Raw genomic sequence first — 16906 nt, forward strand, 5'->3', positions numbered from 1 at the left:
ATAAAAACAAACGGGAAGCTCCAAGGCTCAACACAGAGAGGTAACACAATGAAAAAACTGCTTATTGCGCTGATGACCACGACGGCCGCGCTCTCGCTGGCGGCGACCGCCGAGGCCGCGGACAAGTTGAAAGCCTGCTGGGTCTATACTGGCCCGATCGGCGATTTCGGCTACTCATACCAGCATGACCAGGGCCGCCTGGAAGTCGAGAAGGCGCTCGGCGACAAGGTCGAGACCGCGTATCTGGAGAACGTCTCCGAAGGCCCCGATGCCGATCGTGCCTTCGAGCGCCTGGCGCGCGAAGGCTGCAAGATCATCTTCGGCACGTCCTTCGGTTTCATGGACGCCGAAGTGAAGGTCGCTAAGAAGTTTCCCAAGATAATATTCGAGCACGCGACGGGCTACAAGACGGGTGATAATCTCGGCATCTACAATGCGCGTTTCTATGAAGGCCGCTACGTACTCGGCCAGATCGCCGCCAAGCAATCGAAGGCTGGCGTTGCCGGCTACATCGTTTCCTTTCCGATTCCCGAAGTCGTGATGGGCATCAACTCCTTCATGCTCGGTGCGCAGTCGATCAACCCGAACTTCAAGGCCAAGATCGTCTGGGTGAACTCGTGGTTCGATCCGGGCAAGGAAGCGGACGCCGCCAAGGCGCTGTTCGACCAGGGCGCCGACATCATCGTCCAGCACACCGATTCAACCGCCGCACTGCAGGTGGCCGAGGAGCGCAAGCTGCAGGGCTTTGGCCAGTCCTCCGACATGATCAAGTTCGCGCCGAAAGCGCAGCTGACGTCGCTGACCGACGAATGGGGACCCTACTACATCAGCCGGGTCCAGGCAGCCATTGACGGCACCTGGAAGCCGGACAATGTCTGGCTTGGCATCAAGGACGGCGCGGTCAAGCTCGCGCCCTACACCAACATGCCCGAGGACGTGAAGGCGATGGCCGAGGCAACCGAGAAGAAGATCGCCGGCGGCTGGAATCCCTTCACCGGGCCGATCGCCAAACAGGACGGCACGCCGTGGCTGAAGGAGGGCGAGGTCGCCGATGACGGCACGCTGCTCGGCATGAATTTCTACGTCAAGGGCGTCGACGACAAGCTGCCGCAGTAAGCAGTTCGGAAGTACCAAAAAGGGAAGGGCGCCTCGCGGCGCCCTTTTTTATTTGTGGCTATTTGGAAAACTAGACTAAGGGAGGCTCAAACGGCCGAACCGTAGAGATCATAAGCGTCCGCGCGGTCGATCTTGACGGTGACGATGTCGCCGGCACGCAGCGGGCGGCGCGATTGGATATGGACCGAGCCGTCGATTTCCGGCGCGTCGTATTTCGTGCGGCCTTTTGCCGAGGTGCCATGCGCCTCGTCGATGAGAACAGGCAGGCGCTTGCCCACCTTCTTGGCAAGCTGTGTCGCCGAGATCTTCTGCTGGCGCTGCATGAAGCGATGCCAGCGCGCCTCCTTGATCTCCTGCGGCACCTGTTCGAGGCCGAGATCGTTGGAGCGGGCGCCCCTGACCGGCTCGTATTTGAAACAGCCGGCGCGGTCGATCCTGGCTTCGTCCAGCCAATCGAGCAGCATTTCGAAATCATCATCGGTTTCGCCGGGGAAGCCGACGATGAAGGTCGAGCGGATGGCGAGATCCGGACACACGTCGCGCCAGCCGCGAATGCGCTCGAGCGTCTTTTCGCCGTGTGCCGGGCGGCGCATGTTTTTCAGCACCTGTGGCGAGGCATGCTGGAACGGGATGTCCAGATAGGGAAGGATCTTTCCCTCGGCCATCAGCGGGATGACGTCGGCGACATGCGGGTAGGGGTAGACATAGTGCATGCGCACCCAGATGCCGAGCTTGCCCAGTTCCTCGGAAAGATCGAGGAACTTGGCCCGCACCTCGCGGTCGCCGAACATGCTGGTCTGATATTTGATGTCGATGCCGTAGGCGCTGGTGTCCTGGGAAATGACCAGGAGTTCCTTGACGCCGGCCTTGGCCAGTTTTTCGGCCTCGCGCAAGACGTCTGCGGCGGGGCGCGAAACGAGGTCGCCACGCAGTGCGGGAATGATGCAGAAGGTGCAACGGTTGTTGCAGCCTTCCGAAATCTTGAGATAGGCATAGTGGCGCGGCGTGAGCTTGACGCCCTGCGGCGGCAGGAGATCGATATAGGGATCATGGCTCGGCGGCGCGGCCTCATGCACGGCGGCCATCACGCTTTCATAGGCCTGCGGGCCAGTGATGGCGAGAACGTTGGGATGTCTTTCGCGGATGACGTCGGGCTCGGCGCCAAGACAGCCGGTGACGATGACCCTGCCATTCTCCGAAAGGGCGGAGCCGATGGCGTTGAGCGACTCGTCGCGAGCCGAATCGAGGAAGCCGCAAGTGTTGACGACGACGAGATCGGCACCGTCATGCTTGCGCGCGATCTCATAGCCTTCGGCACGCAGGCGCGTGATGATGCGCTCCGAATCCACAAGGGCTTTCGGGCATCCAAGACTGACAAAACTCACGCGAGGAGCGGACATATAGGGTTTCCGGGCTTTTCAGGATTGGCGGCGCAGTACCACACTTATTGCGGCATTGGTATGGTCACGCCTTCAATGCGGCAAAACGCACGGCGATTGCCCTGCGAAACCGACTTTTCCAGTATGGTTGGTCAACCTCAACTGACCGCGTTGTTGACGTGCGGCCACACTTCCATCGCACCGCGATAGACCATGTCCACGGCGACATAGAGGATGATCAGCAGGCCGATATAGGCGATCCAACGATGGCGGTGCAGCAGCTTGGCGATAAAGCTCGCCGCGAGCCCCATCAAGGCAATCGACAGCACCAGGCCTATGATCAGCACCGTGAAATGGTCGCGCGCGGCGCCCGCCACGGCCAGCACATTGTCGAGCGACATCGACACATCCGCCACGACGATCTGCAATGCGGCCTGACCCAATGTCTTGCGCGGCCCCTTTGCGCTGGCAGTGGCGCCAGCCGAATTCGACAGCGCCTCGGTCGCCTCCAGCTCATCGGCGTGGGATGTGCGCAGCTCGCGGTACATCTTCCAGCAGACCCACAGAAGCAAGATGCCCCCGGCCAGCAACAGGCCGACGATGGCAAGCAGCTTGACGGTGATTGCCGCAAAACAGATGCGCAGCACCGTCGCCGCCAGGACGCCGATCAGGATCGCTTTCTTGCGCTGCTCGGCCGGCAGCCCAGCCGCGGCGAGGCCGATGACGATGGCGTTGTCGCCGGCAAGCACGAGATCGATGGCGATGACCTGGAGCAGGGCCGATATGCCTGCGGCGGTGAAAATTTCCATCGACTGGAAGCCCCTTGCTGTTCGCCGATTACCCGCGCCCGATAGGCGCACGCCCTACCGTGTACGATTGATACGCGTCAAGAGATTGCATCAATGCTGCAACCTTATCCCGGTTGCAAAATAGGATTGAAACAATTGCATTGCCAACACGATCGCAGATCATCGTGTCGAGAACAATCTAACTGCAGGATCTTAGTTGTAGAGATTGTATTTGGACCAGTCGGTTTCTGGAATCTCGTCGCCGATGCGGTAACGAAGGTTCAGAATCTCCATATGGTCCGGAGCCGTCTGGCACTTGAATTTCAGACGGTACCACTGCCCCTTGCTGCGAAACGCGGCGCCCGGGCTGCGGATTGCATCGGTGCCCATTTCGGGTGTTGCGAAAGCGTAAGCGACGACCCGATCCGCCTTGAATTTGTGATCGTCATGCGTGATCCGGTCGAGGACTTCGGCATCGCACCGCTGCTCAAGCCGGGTCTGCGGATCAAGTTTCATCAAGCCGGCGCGCAAAGCGCTGTCCATGGCCTGTGCCGGCAAAGCCAGTATTGTGGATGCCAGGGCGGCGATGAAAAGCTTTTTCATGGGCGAGACAAGCAGCATATTTTGTCGGAAAAATCAACCAAGGGCTGTTTTGAACGATTTCACCTTCGACAAGAAAACGAGCGAGCGATCTGTGCAGCTTAACCGTAAAGCCCGTTTGATTTCAATGGATTGCAGAATTATCCAATCAACCGGGTCCGGATGTACACAAAGCCGTCAGCGGCCTCGATCACGGATCTGTTCCACGCAACAGCACCCTGTGGCTGCAGGGGCGGGCCCTTCTATGCCACGGAAATTCATCGCCGTGGATACGCTGCCCGGCAAACCGACATCACGGTGTCGCGCAGCCAGCGATGTGCCGGGTCGGCGTCCGTGCGAGGATGCCACATCGCCGATATCTTGAATTCAGGCATCGGAATCGGGAGATCGAAGCTCTCAAGCCCCGCCGTGGCTGCGTGGCCAACACATGAAAGCGGCACGACCGCGACCAATTCCGATTGGCTCGCGATCCGCATCGCATCCGGATAACCGGGCACGATAACCATTATCTTCCGTCCAAGGCCAAGCGCCTCCAGAGCGTCATCGATCGGCTCCGTGACTTTGCCTTCCCGTGACGCCACGACATGGTTGCAGGCGGCATATCGTTCTGGCGTAACGCCCGCGCCAACCAGAAGCGGATGCCCGATCCGGACGACGCCGACATATCTATCGTAAAACAGGAACTGGGTGCGTATTTCCGGCGCGGACGTTCCAAGCAAGCCGATCTCAAGATCGATGAGGCCTTCCCGAAGCGGGCGCGCATCCTTGTCGGGCTTGGATACAAAACGGAGGCGGACGCGCGGCGCCGCTCGCGTTACGGCGGCAACGACGAGGCCGGAAAGGAACTCCAGGAACGCTTCACTGGCGCGAATGACGAACGTCAATTCGAGCCCGGCCATGTCGGCATCATTGATTTGCGGCCGGAGAACAGCTCGCACATCGCGGGTCAGCTCATGGACGCGATCGCGCAGCTCGGCGGCGCGGGGTGTCGGCACAAGCCCACGCCCGGCCCGAACGAGCAGGGGATCGCGTATTGCCGACCGAAGTCGTGTCAGCGTCCGGCTCATCGCGGAGGTACTCAGGCCAAGACGGCGGGCAGCGCCTGTGACACTGCCTTCGGCGAGCAATATGTCCAGCGCAACGAGAAGGTTCAGATCCACATCCGCGTCGTTCATCGATCGAGTCTATCTCATCTGCTTCGTCCGACACAGCGTTTGGTGCAACTATATTTTGATTTTGATGCGTCTGGCGCCTGTCGTGGGGCCGCTTATGTTTGTGTTGAACCTGACCAACGAGGACATTGTCCATGCCCAAGACCGCTTTGAGTGCTGCTGCCGGTACCATCCTTCTCATCGGCGCATCGCGCGGTCTTGGCCATGCCATGGCCGCCGAATTCCTGAAGAAAGGATGGGACATCGTCGGCACGGTCCGAGGCGGCGGAAGCCGAACCAAGCTGCACGATCTTGCTGACGAGTTCGAAGGCCGGGTCGAAATAGAGATCGTGGACATTTGCGAGCCGGATCAGGTCGCGGCGTTGCGTGACCGCCTGTCGGACAGGGTGTTCGAGATGCTTTTCGTCAACGCCGGCGTGACCAACAACCCGGCTGAAACGATCGCGGATGTGACGACCGACGAGTTCGTGAGAGTCATGGTCACAAATGCCCTGAGCCCCATGCGGGTTATCGAGAGCCTGGAGCAATATGTGCCTGCCACGGGTCTGATTGGCGTGATGTCATCCGGGCAGGGCAGCATTGCCAACAATGAAACCGGGCAGCGTGAGGTGTACCGGGGCAGCAAGGCGGCCTTGAACATGTTCATGCGCAGCTTCGCGGCCCGCCATTCGGGGACATCGCGTGCGATGGTAACAATGGCTCCGGGCTGGGTCCGCACCGAACTGGGGGGTCCGGATGGACGGCTGAGTATCGAGGAAAGCGTGCCGAGCCTGGTGAACGTCCTTCTGTCGAAGCAGGGAAAGCCTGGACTGGAATATCTCGACTATCTCGGCCGAACCGTCCCTTGGTGAAGCGGTGATTTCGAGCCAGGAAGCTGGTGGAAACCAGCGTTGCCGATTTAGATCGAAGTCGCGGGCTGCGCCCGACGATGATGAGGACGTCTAAGCTACACACTGAGGCAGCGGACAATTGAAAGCCGTCCTCCCGTTTGGACCGCTCAACCGTCAACGTGCGCCGCTTTGCTCCGCGATCTTCTCGCCGAACTGAATAGCCGCCCGGCATGGAATCCGACTTTTTGAGGCTTGCGTCGACACGGCGAGGACGGAAGCTCGTGCCCGTCGCCTTCAGTTCGATGATCCGAACGGCCCGGAACATTTGGACCCCTTCGCGCAGGCCACGCCAGCACGGTCAGCGTCCGAGCAGCAGGTTACTCAAAAAGCGCGGCGAACACTTCAAACGCGACGAAGCCCCAAAAGGCTACTGCAAGCAGGGCAGCAAATGTTACCGAGGGTCCAACTTCGCGCGCTGCATTGCGTGCCGCAGACAAAACACCCACGACCAACTCCTTGGCAAATGATCGCTATTCGACCGGCGCCGTATGCCGGGAACCTTCGCCGTGCATCCCCCAAATGGGGTAAGGGCCGACACAAAAGGGTCATCAGTGGCATTGTCGACAACGCCTACCTTCGAACCGGGCAGGGCAGGGCATGGTTATGAGACGCACACTTTTCGCGCTTCTGCCGCCGCTCAAAGGCCACCTTGGTCGCGACAACAGTCAGTACGACAGCTTCAAAAACGCTATCGCTCGAAGCATCCATGGGAGGCAACGACCTTAAGCGAATCGATTGACTGGAAGCGCCGGCACCTCATGAACCCGAAGCGGCCGAAGAAGGGGGCGCGGACATGGTGATGATCAAACGCGGATATTCGCGCTAGCAGCTGTCGTCCCCACCGCACAAACAAGTCAGGCGCCAAGTTAGGGTAAGACGATTTACCCAATGATACCAATCTCTTAAGAAAATACCTGGCGGAGGAAGTGGGATTCGAACCCACGGTGAGCTTGCACCCACGCCGGTTTTCAAGACCGGTGCCTTAAACCGCTCGGCCATTCCTCCTGGTGATCGTTCGATCACGAGTGCCCGCCCTGGCCGCCTGCGGGCAATCCCGCACGTTCAGATCAGTCGCGCGCCACTGCTCTAGTGTGCTCGGCAAAGGCCTGTCAACCGGCACCATCCGTACAAGCCTTGCGGTTGACAGCGCAGTGATGTGCTGGCCAACTGGTCGCGTGCGTTCTTTTCGGGGGAATCCATGAAGAAAGTCTACGAAAAGCCAGTTCTGACAAAACGTGAGAAATTGTCTTTGGTGACGGCGCAGTCGAACCAGTCGGGATCGACGCCGCAATAAGAGTCATGTGCTGACTTGACTTCAGACTGACCAAGGCTCGGCCGGCGAGGATCGTCATCGGCCCGCTCCGTTGGAATGCCGCGTGTTGTTCACGCTCTCAACGCCGGCGGCTGACGCGTCCGGCGTTCGCGGTAACAACGACGAGACAGGATCATATCTCCGTGGCAGATGGTTGGTTTAGACGGCTTGCAGCGAGTTGGCGGCTGCCGCCTCTACGCCGATGGCCGAAAAACCCTTACTTTTCAATTGGGTCGGCAGCGTGGCGGCGCGTCACAATCTTGCCCGGTTTCGGACACAATCGGTTAATACGCTGATAAACAATTCCTGCGCACAAAGGATAGGGGTTCAGGCGCCGTTAGCATTTAAGTGAGTGCATCGGCCCTGATGATGTTCAAGCAGCGATGTCTCTGTCGAGACTGTAGGGGACAATCGGAATATGCAGACTACGGCGCGCCCGCGTCTTCGCCGTGCTTCCGCTGTCGCGTTGTTCGTCGTGTCGGCCGCCATGCTGTCGGCCTGCGGGACACCGCAGCCGAAGGCCATGATCGACAAGAGGCCGCGCTCCAAGGAATACTTTTCCGAATCCGAATATGGCGTGAAGGCCAGCCCGCGCGTCGCCCGGATGGCAGGATTGCGCGGCGGCGGACGTGACCAGCTTGGCAAGCCCTATCAGGTTCGCGGCAAGTGGTATTATCCCAAGGAAGAGAAGAATTACAAGAAGGTCGGCCTGGCATCCTGGTACGGTGATGCCTTTCACGGCCGGCTTACCGCCAATGGCGAAGTCTATGACATGACGCATCTCACCGCGGCGCATCCGACCATGCCGTTGCCGAGCTACGCACGCGTCACCAATCTGAAGACCGGCAGTTCGGTCATTGTTCGCGTCAACGATCGCGGCCCCTATCACGAAGGCCGCATCATCGACGTGTCCGAGCGCGCCGCGCAGATGCTCGACTATGCCAATATCGGCACGGCCGAGGTGAAGGTGGAATATGTCGGACGCGCGCCGCTCGATGGCAATGACGACCAGTACCTGATGGCGTCCTACCATCCTGGAAACAGGATTCCGGACCCTTCGGACGGGTTGCCCACCGGCGTGATGGTGGCCATGAATGGACCATCGCCGAGTGTGCCGGTAGGTGCCGCGGCCGTGCCGTTTCCTGGTCAGCTGACGAATTCCGCTCCTCTGCAACCTGCTATGTCGGCACAGGCGCCAGCCTTCGGCGATCTCGCACTGCCCGATTTTGGCCCAATCGTGCCGGAACGCCCGGAATTCGGCCTGCCGGCGCAATCGCCGTTTGCCATGGCGTCCCTGTCCTATGCGGACGAGCGTGTGCATCGCGCCTCGGACGTCTTTGCCTCGTTGGGTGGGACCGGCATGTCACCAGCCGACGTGCTGCAATCGTGGAAGCGACAGGCTCCGCCGGCCAGTTCAGCCTCGGACTACGTCGCCGCTGGATCCTTCGAGAATGCCGCCGAGGCAAAGCGCGTGGCCGCACAACTATCCGAATTCGGCAAGACCGAAATCCAGCGTTCCGAACTCGACGGCGAGGACTGGTATTCCGTCAATCTCTATCCGGACGGCCACCGCAGCCTGGACGAAATGCTGCAGGCGGCATGGTCGCATGGTGCGCCAGACGCGCTCGTTGTGCGCAACTGATCCGGACACACCGAAAGTCTCCCGGTATTTGCGTCCCGCGGTTGATCCGCCGGGAAAAAGCCTGATAGCTTTGCCCTGCTAAAGCGCGTCGCGTCGAAACGGATTCATGCGGCGCGCCGTAGGTCTTTTGTGGGCGACATGCATTGAATACCGGCAAACGGGTCGACTTCATGAAATTTCGCTTTTCGGCGCCTTTGGTCGGTTTTTTTGGGTTTGGTCTTCTGCTGCTCTCGTTGGCACCGGTCAGCGCACAACTTTTCGAGACCAAGGCCGCACAGGCCTTCATGGTCGACGCCGAGACCGGAACGGTGCTGTTTGCCAAGGATGCCGACAAGCCCTTTCCACCGGCATCGATGGCCAAGCTGATGACGATGGAAGTGGTTTTCAACGCGATCAAGTCCAAGCGCATGACGCTCGATGACACATTCGTGGTCAGCGAGAATGCGTGGCGCAAAGGCGGCGCTCCCTCCGGAACATCGACGATGTTTGCGAAACTCAAGTCCTCGATCCGGGTCGAGGATCTGATCCGGGGGGTCACCGTGCAGGCAGCCAATGATGGCTGTATGATCCTCGCCGAAGGCATGGCCGGATCGGAAGAAAATTTCGCGGCGCAGATGACAGAACGCGCGCGCCAGATCGGTTTGCGGAAATCGACCTTCGTCAACTCAACCGGCCTGCCGGCGGATGGGCAACAGACGACGGTGCGCGAACTCGCGCAACTGGCCCTGCACATCCAGCGGGAATATCCGGATCTCTATGCCTATTTCGGCGAGAAGGATTTTACCTGGAACAAGATCTCGCAACGGAACCGCAATCCGCTTCTGGCCATGGATATCGGCGCTGACGGCCTGGCGGTCGGCACGAGCGAAGCTGCCGGTTTCGGCATCGTCGCTTCCGTCAGCCACAATGGCTCCCGCGTCATCGCGGCGATGAGTGGGCTGGCGAGCGATCGAGAGCGCGCCGAGGAAGCACGCAAGCTGCTCGACTGGGGCGCTCGCTCCTTCGAGAAGACCGAGATTTTCGCCAAGGACGAAGTGGTCGGCGAGGCCCAGGTTTTCGGTGGCGTGAAATCCGGCGTGGCCTTGAAGGCAAAGGGGCCCGTGAACATATTCCTGCCTATCACGAACCGCGACAAGCTGACGGCCAGGATTGTCTATGACGGGCCGGTGACCGCACCGGTAGAGGAGGGGCAGGCGGTGGGCGCGCTGCGAGTCTGGATCGGTGATACGCTGAGCCAGGAAACGCCGTTGTTCGCGGCAGAATCGGTGGCCACGGGCACTCTGCCGCAGCGCGCGCTCGATGCGGTCAAGGAATTGGCTGTCGGCTGGCTGCGATAGCGCCAACGGCGTGGACCTTTTGCCAGGCCCGGACTATTAGGTCGCAACCATCAGGATATTTTGCGCACGCAAAACCGATTCCGATTTTCGGGCTCATGCGTTACGTTCACCGCAGGCGTGGATAAAGGCTTTTCGTTTGTCGAGCGGATTTTTCATCACCTTCGAAGGCGGCGAAGGAGCAGGCAAGTCAACGCAGATCGAGCGGTTGGCCAGGAAGATGCGCGCCAAGAAGTACGATGTCGTCGTTACGCGTGAACCGGGAGGATCGCCCGGCGCCGAGGCTGTCAGGCATGTGCTGCTTTCCGGTGCTGCCGAGCCGTTCGGCCCCAGGATGGAGGCGCTGCTTTTTGCGGCCGCTCGCTCCGACCATGTCGAGCAGGTCATTCGCCCGGCGGTCGAGCGCGGCTCGATCGTGCTTTGCGACCGCTTCATGGACTCTTCGCGCGTCTACCAGGGCGTCACCGGCAACATCGACCCTGCGTTCATGGACGCGCTTGAAAAGGTGGCCGTCAACGGCATGGTGCCCGACATGACGTTGATCTTCGACATCGACCCGACCGAGGGACTGCGGCGCGCGACAGTGCGGCGTGGCACGGAAGCAGCCGCCGACCGTTTCGAGAAGGAAACCCTGGCCATCCATCAGCGCCGCCGCGCCGCATTCCTGGCGATCGCCGCGGCCGAGCCTGAGCGCTGCATCGTCATCGATGCGTCCGGCGATCCCGACACGGTCGAGAATGTCGTCACCGCCGCTGTGTTCGCGGCGCTGGAGACGCGAACGCCGTCCAACAAGAGACAGGCCGCGCCGGCATGATTTTCGAACGCATCGCACCAGAACAACATGACACGCTGGACGGCGTGCCGGAGCCGTCGGAAACGCCCCGTCTTGTCGGCCACCTGCAGACGGCCAACATGCTCGCCGCCGCCTATCGCTCCGGAAAGCTGCCGCATGCGCTGATCTTCGCCGGCCCGGTCGGCATCGGCAAGGCGACACTGGCCTTTCATCTGGCGCATCATCTGCTGAAACATCCGGCCTTTGAACATGCGCCGCTGTCCTTCGCGGTTCCGGATCCATCCTCGTCGCTGTCTCGCCAGATTGCCACCGGGGCGCATCCGTCGGTGCTGCATCTGACCCGGCCGGCGAATGACAAGACCAAGAGCTTCAAGACCGTCGTCACCGTCGACGAGATCCGCAAGGTCAGCCGCTTCCTGTCGATGACCTCGCATGATGGCAGCTACCGGGTGGTGATCATCGATCCGGCTGATGACATGAATACCAACGCCGCCAATGCCTTGCTGAAGAATCTCGAGGAGCCGCCGCCGCGCACCCTGTTCATCCTGATTGTCCACGCACCGGGCACCCTGCTGCCGACAATCCGGTCGCGCTGCCAGATGGTGCGCCTTGCGCCGCTCGATGCCGAGGATCTCATGACCGTCCTGGAGACCGTCGAGCCGCCGCCGCCGGACGATCCGGCCGCACGCGCGGCATTGGCCGAACGGGCAGGGGGCAGCGCGCGCACGGCGATCCTGCTGACGCAATATGGCGGACTGGAAATCGCCAGCACCCTGGACGCCCTGGTGGCCGGCAGGAAGAGCGATGTCGCCGGCGCCTATCGCCTGGCGGAAGCGGTGGCGGGCCGAGACCAGGCGATCCAGTTCGACATCTTCAACCGGCGCGCGCTGGACCTGCTGTCGGACGCGGCAAGCCAGGCCGCATTGGCCGGCGATCTTGTACGCGCGAAAACACTGTCGGATACTTGGCATGAGGCGCTGGACGCGGTATCTGAGACCGAAACCTACAACCTCGACAAGAAGCAGCACGCCCTGATCATGATCGACCGCTTGAATTCTGCAATGCGAATGTGACGGTTTCCTATACATGCCGTTGCCCCAAACCGGGGCACTTTCGGGCGGCATGCATTGGCCTCGGGATGGCAATCGCCGTCCCGATGCGATATCCACCGCCACAACTGACATTCAGACATTCATGACGGTTCATCCATGTCACGCGACACATTCTACATCACGACAGCGATTTCCTATCCAAACGGCAAGCCGCATATCGGCCACGCCTATGAGCTGATCGCGACCGACGCGCTCGCTCGCTTCCAGCGCCACGACGGCAAGGACGTGTTCTTCCTCACCGGTACCGACGAGCACGGCATCAAGATGCTGCAGACCGCGAAGCGGGAAGGCATCTCGCCGCGCGAGCTTGCCGACCGCAATTCAGCCGATTTCAAGCGCATGGCGGCGGCCCTGAACGCCTCCAACGACGATTTCATCCGCACGACGGAAGAGCGGCACTATGCGTCGTCCCAGGCGATCTGGAAGGCGATGGCCGCCAATGGCGACATCTACAAGGGCGGCTATGCCGGCTGGTACTCGGTGCGCGACGAAGCCTATTACGGCGAGGAGGAGACAGAGGTCCGTGCGGACGATATCCGCTACGGCCCTCAGGGCACACCCGTCGAATGGGTCGAGGAAGAGAGCTATTTCTTCCGGCTGTCGACCTATCAGGACCGACTGCTGGAACTCTACGAAAGCCAGCCTGACTTCATTGGCCCTGCCGAGCGCCGCAATGAGGTGATGAGCTTCGTCAAGTCCGGCCTCAAGGACCTGTCGATCTCGCGCACCACTTTTGATTGGGGCGTGCCCGTCCCAGGCGACGACAAGCATGTGATGTATGTGTGGGTCGATGCATTGACCAACTACATCACCGCTGTCGGCTATCCCGATGAAAATGCTGACAAATGGCCTTTCTGGCCAGCGGATGCGCACATCATTGGCAAGGACATCGTCCGCTTTCACGCCGTCTACTGGCCGGCCTTCCTGATGTCGGCGGGAATCCCGCTGCCGAAGCGTGTCTTTGGCCACGGCTTCCTGTTCAACCGCGGCGAGAAGATGTCGAAGTCCGTCGGCAACGTCATCGACCCGTTCACCATGGTCGAGCATTACGGCGTCGACCAGGTGCGCTACTTCTTCCTGCGCGAGGTGCCGTTCGGCCAGGATGGCAGCTACAGCCATGAAGCGATCGTCAACCGCACCAACGCCGATCTTGCCAATGGCCTCGGCAATCTGGCGCAGCGTTCGCTGTCGATGATCGCCAAGAACTGCGGCGGCGTGGTGCCGAAGCGCGGCGACCTGACGGAGGCCGACAAGGCGATCCTGGATCAGGCGGTGGCCGCTCTTGCCATGGCGCGCAAGGCAATGTCGGAGCAGGGCATCCATCTGGCCCTGGCAGCAATCTTCAACGTCGTGGCGGACGCTGATCGCTACTTCGCTTCGCAGGAGCCATGGGCGCTGAAGAAAACCGATCCGGCGCGGATGGAGACGGTGCTGTGGACGACCGCCGAAGTCGTCCGCCGTGTGGCGCTGTTGTGCCAGCCCTTCATTCCGGGATCGGCCAGGAAGCTGCTGGACCTGCTAGCGGTGGCGATGGAAAGCCGCGACTTTGTTCATGTCCACGCGGACCATGCGCTGGTTCCCGGCGCTGCTTTGCCTTTGCCGGAAGGCGTGTTTCCGCGTTATGTCGAACAGCCGGACGCGAACGCCTGATGCTTGTCGACAGCCACTGCCATCTGGATTTTCCAGATTTCACTGAGGAGCGGGCGGCCATCGTCGCCCGCGCCAAAGCAGCCGGTGTCGGCCGCATGGTGACGATCTCGACCCGCGTAAAGCGTTTCCAGCAAATACTTGAAATCGCTGAGACTTTCGACGAAGTCTATTGCTCTGTCGGCACCCATCCGCACAATGCCGCCGAAGAGCTGGACGTGACGAAGGACGATCTCGTGCGCCTGTCCGCCCATCCGAAGGTGGTGGCGATCGGCGAGGCCGGGCTCGACTATTTCTACGACAAAGCGCCGCGCGATGCGCAAGCGCAGGGCTTTCGCGCCCATATCGCCGCAGCGCGAGAGACCGGGCTGCCGCTGGTCATTCATTCCCGCGACGCCGACGACGACATGGCTGGCATCCTCACGGACGAAACAGGGAAGGGCGCCTTCCCCTTCATCCTGCATTGTTTTTCGTCGGGACGCAGGCTGGCCGAAGTGGGCGTCGCGCTCGGCGGCTACATTTCCTTCTCGGGCATCCTGACCTTCAAGAATTCGGCCGAGCTCCGCGCCATTGCCGCTGATGTGCCGCATGACCGCCTGCTGGTGGAAACCGACGCGCCATATCTCGCACCGATACCGTTCCGCGGCAAACGCAACGAACCCGCCTATGTCGCGCATACGGCCAAGGTGCTGGCGGAAACCATCGGGATCACCGAGACGGAGATCGCAACTGCCACGACGGACAATTTCTTCCGGCTGTTCCGCAAAATGCCGCGCCCGGACGTGCGGGTCGCCTGAAGCATGACCGACCGGCTGCGCCTCACCGTTCTCGGCTGCGGCTCGTCGCCCGGCACGCCGCGCATCACCGGCGACTGGGGCAATTGCGATCCGGCGAACCCCAGGAACCGGCGCATGCGCACCGCCGCGCTCGTCGAGCGGATTGCGGCGAATGGTGGCAGGACCACGGTCGTCATCGACACCGGGCCTGACTTTCGCGAACAGATGCTGCTGGCGTCCGTCAGGCGCATCGATGGTGTCGTCTACACCCATCCGCATGCAGACCACATCCACGGCATCGACGATTTGCGCGGCTTCGTGCTCGACCAGCGCGAGCGGATCAACGTCCATGCCGACCAAGCCACCATGCTGAGGTTGCGAGAAGCGTTCGGATATTGCTTCCAGACACCGCAAGGCAGTTCCTATCCGCCCATCGTCACGCCGCATCTCATCGACCATGGCAGGCCGGTGACCATTGAAGGAGAGGGCGGTGCCCTCACCCTCGAACCGCTGCCTCAAATCCATGGCGATATCATATCGCTGGGATTTCGCATTGGCGGGCTGGCCTACTGCCCCGACATCAGCGACTTCCCGGAGACCACCGCCGAGCGGCTGGAGGGCCTTGAGGTGCTCGTCATCGACGCGCTGCAGTACAAGACGCATCCAAGCCATCTGTCGCTCGACCAGGCGCTTGGCTGGATCGAACGACTGGCACCCAGACGCTCCGTTCTGACGCATATGCATGTGCCGCTCGACTATGCCACGGTCATGGCCGAGACGCCGGCCAACGTCGAGCCGGCCTTTGACGGCATGATCATTGAAATTCCTTTTGAATCAATGTGATGGGAATAACTGTTCATGGCTGGCAGCATTGATCGTGTGACCCAGGCGGCGGCTGACGCCGGCCTCGACATCGAGATCAAGCGCATGGGTGCCTCGACGCGCACGGCCGAAGAAGCTGCGATGCAATGCGGCTGCACGGTGGCACAGATCGTCAAATCATTGATTTTCCAGGGAGAAAACAGCGGAAAGCTGTTTCTGTTCCTGGTGTCCGGCAGCAACCAGCTCGATCTTGCCAAGGCCGCGGCATTGACCAATGAGCCGCTCAAGCGCGCCGATCCAAGACACATCCGCGACGAAACCGGCTTTGCCATTGGCGGCGTCGCGCCCATCGGGCACCTGATTGTGATGCCGGCATTCGCCGATGAAGTCCTGCTGGGCTTCGATCGCATCTGGGCTGCTGCCGGTGCGCATGATGCGGTGTTTGCCGCCGAGCCGTATGCAATGATCAACGCCGCGAAGGCTGTGGTAGCGGACCTGTCGGCCTGAGGGATGGCGCATAGATGCGCTGCTTCTGATGATATCGGCCGCAACGCCATCAGGATCAAGCTGCTGACATTTCTACAGAATTTCGACCAGCCGCCATATCGGTTAGTTCCATAATCTATCTTATGCGACTTTTTCCTGTAGGCGCAAAGTTAAAGTGTCCCACTTCTGAAAAGTAGGAATGTCGCTTCCGCTTTGCTGAATGCCATTCTCCCCGGCACCGATAGCGAGGGAGACTGTAGGTGGGATTGGTGTTGATGAGCGAACGCGAGCTGCAACGCATAGAGGTTGTCGCATTTCTAACTTGCTGGCGCTGCTGACAGTCACCGAGGCGATGCGGACCGCCCCGCTAGTCAAGCACGACCACTGCCTCCACCTCGACGAGCATGGGGTCAATTGCAAGCTTGGGAACGGGAACCAGCGTCTGCGCCGGCAGCGCCTCGCCGAACATTTCCTTGACGTTCCTGACCAACACCTCAAGCTTGGACATATCGTGATCGACCACGAAGACCGTGAGTTTGGCGACCTGATCCGGCTTGGCACCAAGCGCATCGAGGGCGGTGCGCAAATTTGCGTAGGCCTGCTCGACCTGGACAGCGAAGTCGGGCGACAAGGCGCCTGTGCTATCTTGGCCGCCCTGCCCGGAGATATAGGCCACCCGGGTTTCGCGGGGCGTGATCACCACCGTGCTGTAGCCATTCGGCGACGGGTCGTAGAGGTTCTGTGGATTGACGATGGTCAGCTTGCGATCATTCTCATTCGCCGTCGTCGCAGTGGGAACTCCCATGGTCATGGTGACTAGTCCTCCGATAAGCAGATGCTTGATTGAGCGAGACATGATTTTCTCGTGGCTCTGCTGACGGCGAGCAACGTACGCTCGCGGCCGGCATGATCGAATTCTGGCCCGTACCATAAGATGACTCGTACGATGCACGAGTCATCTTATGGTACATGGTACGAGTCAACCAGCCGGCATCGACATTCCTGACGCTGCCTGCCAAAATCCGAGGTTCCGACCA

At 60.7% G+C, this 16906-nt stretch carries 15 protein-coding genes and 1 tRNA gene; 10 read left to right on the top strand and 6 right to left on the bottom strand.

Annotated features, from left to right (window positions below):
- Positions 1 to 48 precede the first annotated feature (48 nt).
- Positions 49 to 1116: a BMP family ABC transporter substrate-binding protein gene (locus ABVQ20_RS07490; RefSeq protein ID WP_354458906.1), complete on the top strand. Its 1068-nt coding sequence runs from the start codon at positions 49 to 51 to the stop codon at positions 1114 to 1116.
- 86 nt (positions 1117 to 1202) lie between these two features.
- Here the strand turns inward: ABVQ20_RS07490 and rimO are convergent, their stop codons facing one another.
- The 4 genes from rimO to ABVQ20_RS07510 form a co-directional block, all read right to left on the bottom strand.
- Positions 1203 to 2516, bottom strand: coding sequence for a 30S ribosomal protein S12 methylthiotransferase RimO (gene rimO / locus ABVQ20_RS07495; protein ID WP_354458907.1), 1314 nt, complete (start codon positions 2514 to 2516; stop codon positions 1203 to 1205).
- 137 nt (positions 2517 to 2653) lie between these two features.
- Complete coding sequence (locus tag ABVQ20_RS07500) at positions 2654 to 3304, bottom strand: TerC family protein (RefSeq protein WP_354458908.1); 651 nt, start codon at positions 3302 to 3304, stop codon at positions 2654 to 2656.
- A 192-nt stretch (positions 3305 to 3496) separates the two neighbouring features.
- Positions 3497 to 3904 carry a DUF930 domain-containing protein gene (locus ABVQ20_RS07505; protein WP_354458909.1) on the bottom strand — a complete coding sequence of 136 codons (408 nt, stop codon included), beginning with the start codon at positions 3902 to 3904 and terminating at the stop codon, positions 3497 to 3499.
- A 236-nt stretch (positions 3905 to 4140) separates the two neighbouring features.
- Complete coding sequence (locus ABVQ20_RS07510) at positions 4141 to 5058, bottom strand: LysR family transcriptional regulator (RefSeq protein WP_354458910.1); 918 nt, start codon at positions 5056 to 5058, stop codon at positions 4141 to 4143.
- A gap of 131 nt (positions 5059 to 5189) precedes the next feature.
- Between ABVQ20_RS07510 and ABVQ20_RS07515 the strand changes: the two genes are divergently transcribed.
- A complete protein-coding gene (locus ABVQ20_RS07515) occupies positions 5190 to 5906 on the top strand; it encodes an SDR family oxidoreductase (protein WP_354458911.1) in 717 nt (238 codons plus the stop codon).
- 954 nt (positions 5907 to 6860) lie between these two features.
- Here ABVQ20_RS07515 and ABVQ20_RS07520 read toward each other — a convergent pair.
- Positions 6861 to 6950 (bottom strand) — tRNA-Ser (locus ABVQ20_RS07520).
- 725 nt (positions 6951 to 7675) lie between these two features.
- On the opposite strand from ABVQ20_RS07520, the gene ABVQ20_RS07525 reads away from it, so the two are divergent.
- The 8 genes from ABVQ20_RS07525 to ABVQ20_RS07560 all read left to right on the top strand — a co-directional run bounded on the left by ABVQ20_RS07525 (position 7676) and on the right by ABVQ20_RS07560 (position 15890).
- Entirely contained in the window at positions 7676 to 8899 is a 1224-nt protein-coding gene (locus tag ABVQ20_RS07525) for a septal ring lytic transglycosylase RlpA family protein (protein WP_354458912.1), read from the top strand.
- 170 nt (positions 8900 to 9069) lie between these two features.
- Positions 9070 to 10236 carry a D-alanyl-D-alanine carboxypeptidase family protein gene (locus ABVQ20_RS07530; RefSeq protein ID WP_354458913.1) on the top strand — a complete coding sequence of 389 codons (1167 nt, stop codon included), beginning with the start codon at positions 9070 to 9072 and terminating at the stop codon, positions 10234 to 10236.
- A gap of 136 nt (positions 10237 to 10372) precedes the next feature.
- Positions 10373 to 11047 carry a dTMP kinase gene (tmk, locus tag ABVQ20_RS07535; RefSeq protein ID WP_354458914.1) on the top strand — a complete coding sequence of 225 codons (675 nt, stop codon included), beginning with the start codon at positions 10373 to 10375 and terminating at the stop codon, positions 11045 to 11047.
- Positions 11044 to 12099 (top strand): DNA polymerase III subunit delta', encoded by a 1056-nt coding sequence (locus ABVQ20_RS07540; RefSeq protein WP_354458915.1) that lies wholly within the window; start codon positions 11044 to 11046, stop codon positions 12097 to 12099. Before tmk ends, ABVQ20_RS07540 begins: the two co-directional genes overlap by 4 nt.
- 135 nt (positions 12100 to 12234) lie before the next feature.
- A complete protein-coding gene (metG, locus tag ABVQ20_RS07545) occupies positions 12235 to 13788 on the top strand; it encodes a methionine--tRNA ligase (RefSeq protein WP_354458916.1) in 1554 nt (517 codons plus the stop codon).
- Positions 13788 to 14582: a TatD family hydrolase gene (locus ABVQ20_RS07550; RefSeq protein ID WP_354458917.1), complete on the top strand. Its 795-nt coding sequence runs from the start codon at positions 13788 to 13790 to the stop codon at positions 14580 to 14582. Before metG ends, ABVQ20_RS07550 begins: the two co-directional genes overlap by 1 nt.
- 3 nt (positions 14583 to 14585) lie before the next feature.
- Entirely contained in the window at positions 14586 to 15404 is an 819-nt protein-coding gene (locus ABVQ20_RS07555) for an MBL fold metallo-hydrolase (protein WP_354458918.1), read from the top strand.
- 15 nt (positions 15405 to 15419) lie between these two features.
- Complete coding sequence (locus ABVQ20_RS07560) at positions 15420 to 15890, top strand: YbaK/EbsC family protein (RefSeq protein WP_354458919.1); 471 nt, start codon at positions 15420 to 15422, stop codon at positions 15888 to 15890.
- 346 nt (positions 15891 to 16236) lie between these two features.
- Here the strand turns inward: ABVQ20_RS07560 and ABVQ20_RS07565 are convergent, their stop codons facing one another.
- Complete coding sequence (locus tag ABVQ20_RS07565; RefSeq protein ID WP_354458920.1) at positions 16237 to 16725, bottom strand: RidA family protein; 489 nt, start codon at positions 16723 to 16725, stop codon at positions 16237 to 16239.
- Positions 16726 to 16906 lie beyond the last annotated feature (181 nt).

The sequence above is a fragment of the Mesorhizobium shangrilense genome, assembly GCF_040537815.1.
GTDB lineage: Bacteria > Pseudomonadota > Alphaproteobacteria > Rhizobiales > Rhizobiaceae > Mesorhizobium > Mesorhizobium shangrilense.

Bases quoted from the DNA above. Each gene is read 5' to 3' on its own strand.
- ABVQ20_RS07490 (WP_354458906.1), top strand. From the start codon at position 49: ATGAAAAAACTGCTTATTGCGCTGATGACCACGACGGCCGCGCTCTCG.
- rimO (WP_354458907.1), bottom strand. From the start codon at position 2,516: ATGTCCGCTCCTCGCGTGAGTTTTGTCAGTCTTGGATGCCCGAAAGCC.
- ABVQ20_RS07500 (WP_354458908.1), bottom strand. From the start codon at position 3,304: ATGGAAATTTTCACCGCCGCAGGCATATCGGCCCTGCTCCAGGTCATC.
- ABVQ20_RS07505 (WP_354458909.1), bottom strand. From the start codon at position 3,904: ATGCTGCTTGTCTCGCCCATGAAAAAGCTTTTCATCGCCGCCCTGGCA.
- ABVQ20_RS07510 (WP_354458910.1), bottom strand. From the start codon at position 5,058: ATGAACGACGCGGATGTGGATCTGAACCTTCTCGTTGCGCTGGACATA.
- ABVQ20_RS07515 (WP_354458911.1), top strand. From the start codon at position 5,190: ATGCCCAAGACCGCTTTGAGTGCTGCTGCCGGTACCATCCTTCTCATC.
- ABVQ20_RS07525 (WP_354458912.1), top strand. From the start codon at position 7,676: ATGCAGACTACGGCGCGCCCGCGTCTTCGCCGTGCTTCCGCTGTCGCG.
- ABVQ20_RS07530 (WP_354458913.1), top strand. From the start codon at position 9,070: ATGAAATTTCGCTTTTCGGCGCCTTTGGTCGGTTTTTTTGGGTTTGGT.
- ABVQ20_RS07540 (WP_354458915.1), top strand. From the start codon at position 11,044: ATGATTTTCGAACGCATCGCACCAGAACAACATGACACGCTGGACGGC.
- metG (WP_354458916.1), top strand. From the start codon at position 12,235: ATGTCACGCGACACATTCTACATCACGACAGCGATTTCCTATCCAAAC.
- ABVQ20_RS07550 (WP_354458917.1), top strand. From the start codon at position 13,788: ATGCTTGTCGACAGCCACTGCCATCTGGATTTTCCAGATTTCACTGAG.
- ABVQ20_RS07555 (WP_354458918.1), top strand. From the start codon at position 14,586: ATGACCGACCGGCTGCGCCTCACCGTTCTCGGCTGCGGCTCGTCGCCC.
- ABVQ20_RS07560 (WP_354458919.1), top strand. From the start codon at position 15,420: ATGGCTGGCAGCATTGATCGTGTGACCCAGGCGGCGGCTGACGCCGGC.
- ABVQ20_RS07565 (WP_354458920.1), bottom strand. From the start codon at position 16,725: ATGTCTCGCTCAATCAAGCATCTGCTTATCGGAGGACTAGTCACCATG.